Below are 12841 nucleotides of genomic sequence, written 5' to 3'. Positions count from 1 at the left end.
GTGGGCCGTGTCGCTAATGGACAAGGTTCGGCGCATCGGCAGGCCCACACTCGCTCCCAACAACGACGCTTTCTTTACGCCTTGCACAGCACCAACCGTAGCCACTATTCGCCGGCCACACAGAATGGCCATGAGGACACACACGATGGACGTCACCGCAACCTTAAGCTTGGGCGATCCGCTGGAACCCGCACGCAAGGCCACCGCGCACATGCTGCAAGAGCGCGAGCGCACTTTTTCGCTGCCGCAGCCGTTTTACTCTGACGAGCGGCTGTTTGATATCGATATGCAGGAGATCTTCCAGAAAGAGTGGTTGATCGCCGGTATGACCTGCGAGATCCCCACCAAGGGCAACTACCTGACCCTGCAAGTGGGCAAGAACCCGATCATCGTGATCCGTGGCGCCGACGGCGTGGTGCATGCGTTCCACAACGTGTGCCGCCATCGCGGTTCACGCTTGTGCACCAGCGACAAGGGTAAGGTCGCCAAGCTGGTGTGCCATTACCACCAGTGGACCTACGAGCTGGACGGTCGCCTGCTGTTCGCCGGCACCGAGATGGGCGCCGATTTCGACATGAAGCAATACGGCCTCAAGCCGGTGAACGTAAAGACCGCCGGCGGCTACATTTTCATTAGCCTGGCCGAGAACCCGCCGGCCATCGATGACTTCCTGTCGACACTCAGCCACTACATGGAACCCTACGACATGGAAAACACCAAGGTGGCGATCCAGACCACCTTGTTCGAAAAAGCCAACTGGAAACTGGTGCTGGAAAACAACCGCGAGTGCTACCACTGCAATGCGTCGCACCCGGAGCTGCTGAAAACCCTGCTGGAGTGGGACGACGTCACCGACCCACGCGCCGACCAGGCCTTCAAGGACCACGTGGCTGCTTCGGCCGCCGCCTGGGACGCCGAGAAGATCCCCTACGCCCACGCCAGCTTCGGCCTGCGTAACCGCATCGTGCGCATGCCGCTGCTCAAGGGCACCGTGTCGATGACCCTGGACGGCAAGCAGGGCTGCGCCAAGCTCATGGGCCGTATCAAGAACCCGGACCTGGGTTCGATGCGCATCCTGCACCTGCCCCACTCCTGGAACCATTGCATGGGCGATCACATCATTGTGTTCACCGTATGGCCGATCAGTGCCCAGGAAACCATGGTCACCACCAAGTGGATCGTGCACAAGGACGCCGTGGAAGGCGTGGACTATGACGTAGACCGCATGCGCCAGGTGTGGGATGCAACCAACGACCAGGACCGCCGCCTGGCCGAAGAGAACCAGCGCGGGATCAACTCCACCGCCTACCAGCCAGGGCCATACTCCAAGACCTATGAGTTTGGTGTGGTGAATTTTGTCGACTGGTACAGCGAGCGCATGTTGAAAAACCTGGGTGCGGCGCCAGCGCCCTACCTCAAAGGTGTAGCCGCACACGAATAAAAAAATGTGGGAGCGGGCTTGCTCGCGAAAGCGGTGGATCAGTCGATGAATCTGTTGACTGACACTCAGCCTTCGCGAGCAAGCCCGCTCCCACACTTAAATCTCGGTACTGCTTAATATTTGATCAGATCTCTCGCACACCGCTGGCAGTCTACCCTCCAGCCGATGCCCAACAACTTATCCACAAAGCCACCCACAGCAATTGTGGGCAAGTACGCCGTGCAGCCAAATTAAATCAAGAAAATCCGTGACTTATTCGAACGACCGGATTTTATTCTCAGCTGATCATTTATTGATCAAACCTTTGGACACCTTTATTAACGTGGCTTCCAGCGGTAAGCGAACACCTTATCCACAGATGCACCAACAGACTTTGGGGGCAACTCTGCCGATGCTGTGGAAAACCACGCCAAACCTTCATAAATCGGGCGATCCAGCATTTTAAAGCGGCAAAGAGCGCTAATTGATCAAAACTTGACCAACCTTCTGGAAGCCCCGTTGTATATGGCCTGTAGCTGATAGCGAACATCTTATCCACAGAAGCGCCAACAGACTTTGGGGGCAACTTAATCCAGGCCACGAGGGAAAACCCAAGGAAAAACCGTAGCTTAGCCTGGTTGTTTTTTGTACAGAGGGCTGTAGGGCTTGATAAACAGGGGCTGTGGACAACCGCGAACAGGTTATCCACAGACGGGTCAACAGGGATTGTGGGTAAACAATCAGCGCACGACGCCTTCCTCTATGAGCAGCTTAAGGATGGCCTCGGCGCCGGCTTCGGCACTCAACCCCTTGAGCACCTGCCCACCGCCACCACTGGCCTTGGCCGTTGCAGCCTTCATACGGTCGGCGCCGCTCTTGGCCTTGATCACTTTGAGGCGCTTGGGTCGGGGCTTGGCCGGTTGCAGCAGCGCACCTGTGAATAAGTCGTCTTGTTCAATCTCGACTTCATGAGCCGCCAACTCACCCCGCTGCGCCGGGCCGTAGGCACTTTGGCGTGGCTTGGGCGCGGCGTTATCCACCGTGGCGAGAAACGGCAGGCGCACCTTCAAGCGCCGCCGCTGGCCACGGGGCAACGCCTGCAGCACATGGGCCACGCCGCCCTCGATGGACTCCACCTGGGCCAGCCCCACAATCAGCGGCCAGCCCAATTGCTCGGCCAACAGGAACGGCAACATGCCCGAGCCTTCTCCGGTTTCCGCCTGACTGCCGGTGAGCACCACCTGGGCGCCGGCGTCGCGCAGATACTCATTCAGTACCGGCAAGGCATCGGAGCCTGGCGGTTGCTCCAGTACCTGCAACTGCGGCAGGCCCATGCCCAGGTAGCTGCGCAGGGTCGGTTCGGCGATGTTGCCAGCATGAAGCACCTGCAACTTATCCCCAGCCAGTTGCAGGCCGAGTTCGACGGCGCGCGCGTCCTGCTCGGCGCGCCGTGGGCGCCCCGAGGTAGGGTGGGCGCCGATGGACACCAGGCTGATTACATTGATCGTCATGGCCATATCCTTAAGCTGCATCGCGCTTGGCGCCGTTGCGGTAGGTCTCGACCGCCGTGATCAAGGCTTGCAGTATCGCGGCGCTTTCGCCGATCACTGACAGGTCGGCACGCTTGATCATGTCGCAGCCCGGGTCGAGATTGATCGCCACCACCTTGTCGCAGGCACCGATGCCTTGCAGGTGCTGGATCGCCCCGGAGATGCCCACGGCCACGTACACCCGCGCCGTGACCCAGGTGCCGCTGGCACCGACCTGGCGGTCCCGGGCCATGAAACCGTCGTCCACTGCCACCCGTGAGGCGCCTTCGGTAGCGCCCAAGGCCGCAGCGGTCTGGTGAAACAGCGCCCAATCCGTCACGCCGTTGCCGCCGGAGAAAATGAATTCGGCCTCGGCCATGGGAATCGCCGCCGGGTCCACTGCCACCGCACCGAGATCCTCGATACGCGGCAAACTGCGGGCCAGGGCTGTGGATATCTGCACAGGCAACACTTCATGGCGCGTCTCGCTGACCGGCTCGGCGCATTCGACGGCCGCCAGAACCAGGCGCGGCAGCGGTCGGGCCAAGTCTTCCTGGCCAGCACCCGCACGCCCGATGCACTCATTGCCCTTGATTTGCCATACCCGCGTAGCCGGGCGTTCCTTCAGGCTGGCGGCAAAGCGTCGGCCCAGCTCGCCACCACCGCTGCGGCTGTCCGGCAGCAGCCAGTGGCGCGGGCTGAACTGGTTATCCACAGCCCGCAAACCCTGTACCCGCTGCTCCGGTGAATAACCGTCGAACTCATGGCCTTCCAGCACCAACAAGCGATCAACGCCCGCTGTGGCAAACGCCGTTTCCTTGTGCTCGCCAAACACCACCGCCAGCACCGCGCCGTCGCTGCCGGCCAGTTGCCGCGCCAGGCCAAGCAGGTCACGGTCGTGGTTGCTCAAGCGGCCACCGACCATGTCCGGCACCACGTTGATGTAGAACGCGGGCGCCGGCACCTGATGCAGCGGCAGTTGCACCTCTACTGCCGCCGTACGCTTGGCCGCACCGCCCTGCTGGGCACCACTGCGATCAATACGCTTGATGCCGTTGGGGCCGATAAAACCGACACCATGCACGTTCTTGCGGATGATCCCGTTAGGGCCCATCCAACTGTGTTGTACCGGCTGCATGGCCGCATGCAGCGGGTGCAGGCGATTACGGGCGATCCATTCGGCCCGTGGGTCGCGGCGGATAATGTCGCTCATCAGTGCACCTCCGCAGGTTCACGTTTAGGCGCTTTAGCCGGCGTGGGGTCTTCCAGCAAAGCATCGGCCACCAACTCGGCGATGTCCTTGATCAAAGGCCGAGGTTCGACCACACCCTCAAGCATCGCCGTACATTGCGGGCAACCCACGGCCACCAGCTCGGCACCGGTTTCGCGGATGTCGTCCATGCGCATATCGGGAATACGTTGCTTGCCGGGGATGTCGGTAATCGGCGCGCCGCCACCGCCACCGCAGCAACGCGAGCGGAAACCGGAACGTTGCATCTCCTTGACCTCGATCCCCAGCGCCCGTAGTACTTGGCGTGGCGCCTCGTATTCGCCGTTGTAGCGGCCCAGATAACAAGGGTCGTGATAGGTCACGCTGTTGCCTTTGTGTTGGCCCAGGTTCAACGCGCCGTCGCCGATCAGCTCGGCCATGAAGGTGCTGTGGTGCTGCACCAGGTAATTGCCGTTGAAGGCGCCATACTCGTTTTTCAGCACATGGAAACTGTGAGGGTCGCAGGTGACGATGCGCTTGAAACTGTACTTGGCCAGGGTCTGGATATTGCGCGTGGCCAGCAGTTGGAAGGTCGCTTCATCGCCCAAGCGCCGCGCAACGTCACCGCTGTCGCGCTCCTCCAGGCCGAGTACCGCGAAATCGACCTTGGCCGCTTTCAGCACTTTGACGAACGCGCGAAGGGTGCGTTGGTTGCGCATGTCAAAGGCGCCGTCACCGACCCAGAACAGCACTTCGCAACTGCCCTTGTCGCTGAGCAGCGGCAGGTTCAGATCCGCCGCCCAGTTCAGCCGGCCACCCGGTGCAAAGCCGCCCGGGTTGTCGGTGGCGATCAGGTTTTCCAGGACTTCAGCGCCCTTGTTCGGCGTGGCGCCTTTCTCCAGGGTAAGGTGGCGGCGCATGTCGACGATGGCGTCCACGTGCTCGATCATCATCGGGCACTCTTCCACGCAGGCGCGGCAAGTGGTGCACGACCACAGGGTCTCGGCGTCCACCAGGCCGTTGACGATGGGCTGGTGCGGGTTGCCGCTATGTTCGCCGATCGGTTTGCCGCCGCCGTTAATAGATGGATACGGGCTGCCGGCGAACTTGGCATCCGTGCCGCCGGCCAGGCCGACCACCATATCCTGAATGAGTTTTTTCGGGTTCAGCGGCTGGCCGGCAGCGAACGCCGGGCACGCCGCTTCGCACTTGCCGCATTGCACGCAGGCGTCGAAGCCGAGCAGTTGGTTCCAGGTGAAATCCTTGGGTTTTTCCACACCCAGCGGTGCCGTTTTGTCGCTCAGGTCCAGAGGTTTCAAACCGGTGGAACGGCCACCTCCAAAGCGCTCGGCGCGGCGGTGCCAGGCCAGGTGCAGGGCGCCGGCAAAGGCGTGCTTCATCGGCCCGCCCCAGGTCATGCCGAAAAACATCTCGGACACGCCCCACAACACGCCCGCGCTCAGCAGCGCAGCGAGCAGCCAGCCGCCGAGATCCGCCGGCAGAATCCCGGCCACCGGCAAGGTCACCAGAAAGAAGCTCACCGAGAACGCCATCAGGCTTTTCGGCAGGCGCATCCACGGGCCTTTCGACAGGCGCGCCGGCGGGTTACGACGGCGCAGATAGACGAACGTGGCACCGACAAACATCAGCACCGAGGCCAACAACAAGGCATAGCCGAGGATACGGTTCTGCAGGCCGAAACCATGCACCAGAATCGCCAGCAACGCCGACAGCACAAAGCCCAGGGCGGTAGCGACGTGGGTGTTGGCAATGTATTTGTCGCGGGCGACTACGTGGTGCAGGTCGACCATGTAGCGCTTGGGCATGGCTAAAAGGCCGCCCAGCAGGTCGACCTTGGACGCGCGACCACGGCGCCACATCATGACGCGCCGCAGCGCGCCGAGGACGGCAAGGCCCAGGGCGGCAAACAAGAGAATAGGCAGCAAGGTGTTCAACATGGTGAAGCTCCCACAGACCGCACAGGTCTACTGTGAAACTGGCCTGAATGTGGGAGGGGGCTTGCTCCCTCCCACATTTGACCGAGTTCACCTCATCAAAAGTCTTTGCAAAGGCGCAGGGCGTCATAGATCGCAGCATGGGTATTACGCTGCGCCACACAGTCGCCAATGCGGAACAGCAAATACCCGTCACCCGCCTCGCTCAGGCACGGCTGCGGCTTGATCGCAAACAGCGCCTCTACGTCAATCTGGCCCTTGTTGCGCGAGCCTTCCTTGAGCCCGTAGTAGATGGCCTCGTCCGGACGCACGCCGTTCTCCACCACCACCTGGTCGACCACCCGCTCTTCTTTGGCGCCGGTGTATTCGTTCTCCAGCACCGCTACCAGCTTGTCGCCCTCGCGGTAGACCTTTTCCAGCATCATGTCGCCGGTCATGATCACTTCCTTGGGGTACATGCTGCGGTAGTAGGTCGGGAACGACGTACCGCCAATCGCCACGCCCGGCTTGATGTCGTCGGTGACGATCTCCACCTGGCTGCCTTTGTCGGCCAGGAAGTCCGCCACCGACATGCCGGTGAACTCGCAGATGGTGTCGTACACCAGCACGTTCTTGCCCGGCGCGACTTTGCCGTCGAGCACATCCCAACTGCTCACTACCAAGCCTTCGGCGGCGCCCCAATGTTCGTTCTGCTCGATAAACGGATGCCCGCCGACCGCCAGCACCACCACGTCCGGACGCAGATCCAGGATGGTCTCGGCATCGGCGGCCACGCCCAGGCGCAGGTCGACTTTCAAGCGCGCCAGCTCCAGCTGGAACCAGCGGGTGATACCGGCGATCTGGTCCCGTTGCGGGGCTTTGGAGGCGGTGGTGATCTGCCCGCCGATAAATTCTTTCTTCTCGAACAGGGTCACGTCGTGGCCACGTTCGGCAGCCACGCGTGCGGCTTCCATCCCGGCCGGGCCGGCACCGACCACAACCACCTTGCGCTTGGGCCCGGTGGACTTTTCGATGATGTGCGGCACGCCCATGTATTCACGCGAGGTCGCGGCGTTCTGGATGCACAGCACATCCAGGCCCTGGTACTGGCGGTCGATGCAATAGTTGGCGCCGACGCACTGCTTGATCTGATCGATCTGGCCCATCTTGATCTTGGCGATCAAGTGCGGGTCGGCAATATGCGCACGGGTCATGCCGACCATGTCCACATAGCCGCCTTCGAGAATGCGCGTGGCCTGGTTCGGGTCCTTGATGTTCTGCGCATGCAGCACCGGGACCTTGACCACTTCCTTGATACCGGCCGCCAGGTGCAGGAATGGCTCCGGCGGGTAACTCATATTGGGGATCACGTTGGCCAGGGTGTTGTGGGTGTCGCAACCCGAGCCCACCACACCGATGAAATCGAGCATGCCGGTGTCGTCGTAATACTTGGCGATCTGCTTCATGTCCTCGTGGGACAGGCCGTCCGGATGGAACTCATCCCCGCACAGGCGCATACCCACGCAGAAGTCATCACCGACCTCGGTGCGCACGGCTTTGAGCACTTCCAGGCCGAACTTCATGCGGCCTTCGAAGGTGCCGCCCCATTCGTCAGTACGCTTGTTGACCCTCGGGCTCCAGAACTGGTCGATCATGTGCTGGTGCACCGCGGACAGTTCCACACCGTCCAGGCCACCGGCTTTGGCCCGACGCGCAGCCTGGGCGTAATTGCCGATCACGCGCCAGATTTCTTCCGGCTCGATGGTCTTGCAGGTGGCGCGGTGCACGGGCTCACGTACGCCGGACGGCGACATCAGCGTCGGCCAGTTGAAGCCGTCCCAGCGCGAGCGCCGACCCATGTGGGTAATCTGGATCATGATCTTGGCGCCATGCTTGTGCATGGCGTCGGCCAGGTTCTGGAAGTGCGGGATGATGCGATCGGTGGACAGGTTCACTGAGCTCCACCACTCCTGGGGGCTGTCGATGGCCACCACCGAGGAGCCGCCGCAGATCGCCAGGCCGATGCCGCCCTTGGCTTTCTCTTCGTAGTACTTCACATAGCGGTCGGTGGTCATGCCGCCGTCGGTGGCATACACCTCGGCGTGGGCGGTACTGAGCACGCGGTTGCGGATGGTCAGTTTGCCGATCTGGATCGGCGCGAACATTGCTTCGAAAGCCATGACTGGGTTCCTCGACTTACAACGGCTTGACGGTGAACAGGCCGTCGTCGTGGCCTTCTTCGGAGCCGCCGTAGACTTGCTCGGCGACGGTGCGAATCTGGCTGCCGCGCGCTTGCAGAATCTGGTCCATGGCGCCGGCAAACCAGCCGGTGAACATGTAGTCGACCTTGCGCCCGACCTTGCCGTACACATAGACGAAGGCCGAGTGTTCCAACTTGACGCTGGCGGTGCCTTTGTCGAGGTCGATGTCCTGGATCTTGAACAGCCCCCAGCCGCGTTGCGACAGGCGTTTCATGTAGTGCTCGAATACCGCGACACCTTCCAGGCCGTGGCATTCAGCTTCCTTTTCACACCAGTGCCAGGCGGATTTGTAGCCCGCCTTGTAGAGGATTTCGGCATAGGCGTCGGCACCCAGTACTTCTTCGATGCCCATGTGGTTATTGACGAAGAAATGCCGCGGCACGTACAGCATTGGCAGGGCGTCGGACGTCCAGACACCGGTTTCGCTGTCGACTTCGATAGGCAATTGCGGGGCGATCTTGGCCATGGAAACTTAACTCCAGAAAAATTCGTTGTGGTGTTGCCCGAGGGTACTTGGCTTATTCGCCCCAAACGTCCTTCAAGACGTTGACCCAGTTCTCGCCCATGATCTTGCGCACCACGCGCTCGCTGTGGCCGCGCTTGAGCAATGTCTCGGTGAGGTTGGGGAACTCGCCCACGGTGCGAATGCCCAGGGGGTTGATGATCTTGCCGAAGCTGGTCAGGCGGCGGGCGTAGCCCTTGTCATGGGTGAGCATTTCGAAGAAATCCTGGCCATGCCCCTGGGTGAAGTCGGTGCCGATGCCGATGGCGTCTTCGCCGACGATGTTCATGGTGTATTCGATGGCTTCGGCGTAGTCGTCGATGGTCGAGTCGATGCCCTTGGCCAGGAACGGCGCGAACATGGTCACGCCGACAAAACCGCCGTGGTCGGCGATGAACTTGAGTTCTTCATCGGACTTGTTGCGCGGGTGCTCTTTAAGGCCCGAGGGCAGGCAGTGGGAGTAGCACACCGGTTTTTTCGATTCGAGGATCACCTCTTCGGAGGTTTTGGAGCCGACATGAGACAGGTCGCACATGATGCCCACGCGGTTCATCTCACCGACAATCTCGCGACCGAAACCCGACAGGCCGCCATCGCGTTCATAGCAACCGGTGCCCACCAGATTCTGGGTGTTGTAGCACATCTGCACCACACCCACGCCGAGCTGCTTGAAGATCTCCACATAGCCGAGTTGGTCTTCAAAGGCATGGGCATTCTGGAAGCCGAAGATGATGCCGGTCTTGCCTTGCTCTTTGGCTTTGCGGATATCCGCGGTGGTTTTCACCGGGATTACCAGGTCGCTGTTCTCACGGATCAGGGTCTGGCTGGCCACAATATTGTTAATGGTGGCCTGGAACCCTTCCCACACCGACACGGTGCAGTTGGCAGCAGTGAGGCCGCCTTTGCGCATGTCTTCGAACAGGTCGCGATTCCACTTGGCAATGATCAGCCCGTCGATAACGATGCTGTCGGCGTGCAGTTCGGCTGGGCTCATCAGGCGTCCCCTTATTGGCGATTCATGCGCCGAATCGTGTGCCGGCGCTTTGGGGCCAGCATATGCCCAGGGACCGACGGAGCCGGGTGCAAAAACGACAGGGGAATTGCCGAAAGCGTCAATCCGCGACAAAGGCTGCCAAGACAGGTCTGACGGGCGGCTGTTCTTTGTCTTACGCTTGAGCCAGAATTCCGCATCACCTGATATGAGACGGCGCAATGAAATCGATTTTCCTGGCTTTGGCACTCATCGCAACCACCGCCCACGCGGCCGAAGACACCGACAGCACGCCGTGCGATGGCATCGAAAACGACAAACAGACCCTGGCTTGCGCCACCTACAACAAAACCACCGCCGAGCAACTGCTCAAGGATAACTATCAGGGGTTGCTGGAGCGCATGGGTTCGACCTATGGCAGCGACAAGACCAAGCTGGCCGACATTACCGCTCGTCTGAAGGACGCCCAGCAGAAGTGGGAAAAACTGCGTGACGCTGATTGCGCAGTGGACACCTTCCCGGCGGTGAACGGCAGCAAGGACTATGCGATTGCGCAGAACGATTGCCTGGCGCGGATGAGTGATGAGCGGTCGGAGTTTTTGGAGTCGATCGGGCAGGAGTGATCCATTTACAACCTATATCTATCGCCTGGAGCCAGATAATGGTTTTGCTTCGGGTTCGACTTCTTTTCCATCTCAAGGATGAGGACTAAACAATGCAATGGTTCCCCACACCCCCAACGGACAACCTTTACAAGTTTTTCGCCATATCCGGTTTACTTATGCTGGGAGGCGCACTGGCTATCATCGTCGCACTTGCGTATCTGGATTACCGAACAGAAAAGGAAACCGACGAGGCGCTGTATAATTTTTCGAGCACACAAAACCAAAGTAAATACAGTGCTCGCATCACAGCGCTCCAAAGCGGTCTCGCTCACAAAGACTTGATACCAAACCTTTCAATAGAGTTGAACAACAATCTTGAATTTCTGAAAAAAGTCGTAGACATCCAGTCAATGATGGGGGGCACCCAGAAGCCACGAGAGCCTGACTTGCTCGACATTACCTTTAGCTTTGTGAGCGCTCGAGAATGGTTTTCTCTCGTACTCCTCGTGCTGTACGCCGGTATTGCTTCAACCTCATCATTCCTGGGCTTACGTTACTGGTACAAAAGAATACAAGTTCCCAGCGAGCGTTTGAATCAGCTTGAGGAAGACATCAAGAAAGCCAGTTTATTAAAGCTGCAACTTGAAATCGCTCAATTGCAGCCCATGAGTGAAACAGTAAAGAAACTATTTGAACTTGGCGGCCTCATGCGTCCGCCCAAGTAACTCAACTCATCGAACATTGGCTGACGGAAAATCACATGCAAATCTGCGGCATCGAAATCAAAGGCAGCGAAGCCATCTTCGCCCTCGCTGCCCTGGACAACCAGGCGCTGACTCACATTGCCCTGGCCACCAAGAAAATCGCCCTCGATGACGACGATGAGGCCGCCAACGTCAAAGCCTTCGCCGCCCAGGTAAAGGCGTTCGTGCAGGACAACGCCATTGAACGTATCGCCATCAAGAAGCGCAGCAAGAAAGGTGAATTCGCCGGTGGCCCGACGACGTTCAAGATTGAAGGGGTGTTTCAACTACTGGAGGGGGTTGAAGTGGCGCTACTGTCGCCGCAGACCATCAATGCGCAGAACAAGAAGCACAACTTTGAACTGCCGGCGACGCTGAACAAGTATCAGCATGAGGCCTACAAGGCGGCGTGCTCGGCCCTGGTAAAGAAATAAGCCACACCTGCTCTCTGTAGGAGCCGGCCTTTTAGCGCGGTGTACGGCTCTTGTGTTGCAGCCAGTCGCCGAAGGTTTTGTCCTCCAGGGCATAGCCGCCTCGGCTCGACTTCCACACCAGTTCCTTGTCGCGCAGGGCATCGATGCAGGCCTGGATGGTCTGGGTACCCGGCACCACGTCGCTGCCCATCTCTTCCAGCGCCTTGCTGACAGCCGTGAGGGTGCTGTCGGTGAATGGCGCGAAGGGTTCATTGTTTTGAGAACGCTCCACCATCACCTCCAGCACGGCGCGCTGCGGGATGGTCAGGGCGTTCCAGGCGCTTTCGAATTCGGTCCACACCCCGGCGCGCAGCAGTTCTGCGCGACTGTGCAACAGTTGGCCCAGGTTGCTTGCCTCGCCCAGCTCCAATGCCACTTCACCGATGATCGTGCGCAACATCTCGGGACGCCGACCTACCAGCTCGAACGCCTCATCAATATCAGCCGCGTTGAATTGGTTGTTCTTGGCCAGGTGCGCGTTGAGGTGCACGGTGTAGGCCTGGGTGAACTCTTTGCCCAGCAGCGGAAATGGCGTGATGCTGGAACCGAAGAATGGCTGGCTTTTACCCAATACCAAATGGGCGAGTTTGTCGCGATTCGAGCCGGTAAACACCAGGCGCAAACCGCTGCCCTCCTCGTCACGGCCTTGGTTGAGCTGATCCCGGGCAGCCTTCAACGCGAACATCGCATTGATACCTGACTCGGTGGTTAATGCGTGCTGTGCTTCGTCAATCACCAGCACAACGGGTTTTTCTGCAGCCCTGTGGAGCAACTCCAACGCTTGGGTCAGCGTCGCACCGACAGGCAATTGTGGCTTGGTAAAGTCCCAGGAGAGCGTACGCAGAAAGCTTAGTTTCTCGATGCCAATGTTCTTGGCCAGTTTGCGAATGCCCTTTTCAAACGGCACCAACGCCCCCGCAATGGCACTCGCGATCAGCTCGGCGGGGTCTTTTTCCTTGTCGGCCCACAGGTCGACATACACCGCCAGCCAGCCCCGGAGCTGACATTCCGGTATCAGGTCTTCGCGCAGAAAAGTGCTTTTGCCCGTGCGACGGGGCGCCGCGAGAAACAGGCCGGAGGTGAAATCCTGAATACCGGCCCCCACCAGGCCATCGGCAATACTGCTTGCCAGGGTGGGGCGGCGAAACACAAAGCCGCTGTGCTTGGACATGG

11 protein-coding genes are annotated in these 12841 nt (G+C 59.9%); 4 read left to right on the top strand and 7 right to left on the bottom strand.

What is annotated here, in order from left to right; genetic code table 11:
• Positions 1 to 145 precede the first annotated feature (145 nt).
• On the top strand, positions 146 to 1441 hold the full coding sequence (gene gbcA, locus FRT59_RS13340; RefSeq protein WP_153871409.1) for a glycine-betaine demethylase subunit GbcA: 1296 nt from the start codon (positions 146 to 148) through the stop codon (positions 1439 to 1441).
• A 719-nt stretch (positions 1442 to 2160) separates the two neighbouring features.
• Here the strand turns inward: gbcA and etfB are convergent.
• The 6 genes from etfB to FRT59_RS13310 all read right to left on the bottom strand — a co-directional run bounded on the left by etfB (position 2161) and on the right by FRT59_RS13310 (position 9850).
• Positions 2161 to 2931 carry an electron transfer flavoprotein subunit beta gene (gene etfB, locus FRT59_RS13335; RefSeq protein WP_153871408.1) on the bottom strand — a complete coding sequence of 257 codons (771 nt, stop codon included), beginning with the start codon at positions 2929 to 2931 and terminating at the stop codon, positions 2161 to 2163.
• A gap of 10 nt (positions 2932 to 2941) precedes the next feature.
• The gene (etfA, locus tag FRT59_RS13330; protein WP_153871407.1) at positions 2942 to 4162 is read right to left on the bottom strand and encodes an electron transfer flavoprotein subunit alpha; all 1221 of its coding nucleotides are present in this window, start codon (positions 4160 to 4162) and stop codon (positions 2942 to 2944) included.
• Positions 4162 to 6117: a dimethylglycine demethylation protein DgcB gene (dgcB, locus tag FRT59_RS13325; RefSeq protein WP_153871406.1), complete on the bottom strand. Its 1956-nt coding sequence runs from the start codon at positions 6115 to 6117 to the stop codon at positions 4162 to 4164. Before dgcB ends, etfA begins: the two co-directional genes overlap by 1 nt.
• 95 nt (positions 6118 to 6212) lie before the next feature.
• The gene (dgcA, locus tag FRT59_RS13320; RefSeq protein WP_153871405.1) at positions 6213 to 8273 is read right to left on the bottom strand and encodes a dimethylglycine demethylation protein DgcA; all 2061 of its coding nucleotides are present in this window, start codon (positions 8271 to 8273) and stop codon (positions 6213 to 6215) included.
• 16 nt (positions 8274 to 8289) lie between these two features.
• Complete coding sequence (locus FRT59_RS13315) at positions 8290 to 8820, bottom strand: DUF5943 domain-containing protein (RefSeq protein WP_034116150.1); 531 nt, start codon at positions 8818 to 8820, stop codon at positions 8290 to 8292.
• A gap of 52 nt (positions 8821 to 8872) precedes the next feature.
• Complete coding sequence (locus tag FRT59_RS13310) at positions 8873 to 9850, bottom strand: dipeptidase (RefSeq protein ID WP_015373138.1); 978 nt, start codon at positions 9848 to 9850, stop codon at positions 8873 to 8875.
• A gap of 218 nt (positions 9851 to 10068) precedes the next feature.
• Here FRT59_RS13310 and FRT59_RS13305 point away from each other — a divergent pair, with 218 nt between their 5' ends.
• From FRT59_RS13305 to FRT59_RS13295, 3 genes are all read left to right on the top strand, one after another.
• Entirely contained in the window at positions 10069 to 10470 is a 402-nt protein-coding gene (locus FRT59_RS13305) for a lysozyme inhibitor LprI family protein (RefSeq protein WP_034116151.1), read from the top strand.
• A gap of 92 nt (positions 10471 to 10562) precedes the next feature.
• Positions 10563 to 11177, top strand: a complete 615-nt coding sequence (locus FRT59_RS13300) for a hypothetical protein (protein WP_153871404.1) — start codon at positions 10563 to 10565, stop codon at positions 11175 to 11177.
• Between the two features lie 35 nt (positions 11178 to 11212).
• The gene (locus FRT59_RS13295) at positions 11213 to 11629 is read left to right on the top strand and encodes a DUF3010 family protein (RefSeq protein WP_153871403.1); all 417 of its coding nucleotides are present in this window, start codon (positions 11213 to 11215) and stop codon (positions 11627 to 11629) included.
• Positions 11630 to 11660: 31 nt separating this feature from the next.
• On the opposite strand, the gene FRT59_RS13290 is transcribed toward FRT59_RS13295, so the two are convergent.
• Entirely contained in the window at positions 11661 to 12839 is a 1179-nt protein-coding gene (locus tag FRT59_RS13290; protein ID WP_153837495.1) for an AAA family ATPase, read from the bottom strand.
• Positions 12840 to 12841: the final 2 nt, after the last annotated feature.

This window comes from Pseudomonas haemolytica (assembly GCF_009659625.1).
GTDB lineage: Bacteria > Pseudomonadota > Gammaproteobacteria > Pseudomonadales > Pseudomonadaceae > Aquipseudomonas > Aquipseudomonas haemolytica.
The sequence above is the reverse complement of the archived record's forward strand: the minus strand, read 5'-3'. Positions and strand labels throughout refer to the sequence as shown.

What these genes read in the sequence shown, in the direction of transcription:
- FRT59_RS13305 (WP_034116151.1), top strand. Translation starts at nt 10,069, where the DNA reads ATGAAATCGATTTTCCTGGCTTTGGCACTCATCGCAACCACCGCCCAC.
- FRT59_RS13315 (WP_034116150.1), bottom strand. Translation starts at nt 8,820, where the DNA reads ATGGCCAAGATCGCCCCGCAATTGCCTATCGAAGTCGACAGCGAAACC.
- etfA (WP_153871407.1), bottom strand. Translation starts at nt 4,162, where the DNA reads ATGAGCGACATTATCCGCCGCGACCCACGGGCCGAATGGATCGCCCGT.
- dgcB (WP_153871406.1), bottom strand. Translation starts at nt 6,117, where the DNA reads ATGTTGAACACCTTGCTGCCTATTCTCTTGTTTGCCGCCCTGGGCCTT.
- FRT59_RS13290 (WP_153837495.1), bottom strand. Translation starts at nt 12,839, where the DNA reads ATGTCCAAGCACAGCGGCTTTGTGTTTCGCCGCCCCACCCTGGCAAGC.
- dgcA (WP_153871405.1), bottom strand. Translation starts at nt 8,273, where the DNA reads ATGGCTTTCGAAGCAATGTTCGCGCCGATCCAGATCGGCAAACTGACC.
- FRT59_RS13300 (WP_153871404.1), top strand. Translation starts at nt 10,563, where the DNA reads ATGCAATGGTTCCCCACACCCCCAACGGACAACCTTTACAAGTTTTTC.
- etfB (WP_153871408.1), bottom strand. Translation starts at nt 2,931, where the DNA reads ATGACGATCAATGTAATCAGCCTGGTGTCCATCGGCGCCCACCCTACC.
- FRT59_RS13295 (WP_153871403.1), top strand. Translation starts at nt 11,213, where the DNA reads ATGCAAATCTGCGGCATCGAAATCAAAGGCAGCGAAGCCATCTTCGCC.
- FRT59_RS13310 (WP_015373138.1), bottom strand. Translation starts at nt 9,850, where the DNA reads ATGAGCCCAGCCGAACTGCACGCCGACAGCATCGTTATCGACGGGCTG.
- gbcA (WP_153871409.1), top strand. Translation starts at nt 146, where the DNA reads ATGGACGTCACCGCAACCTTAAGCTTGGGCGATCCGCTGGAACCCGCA.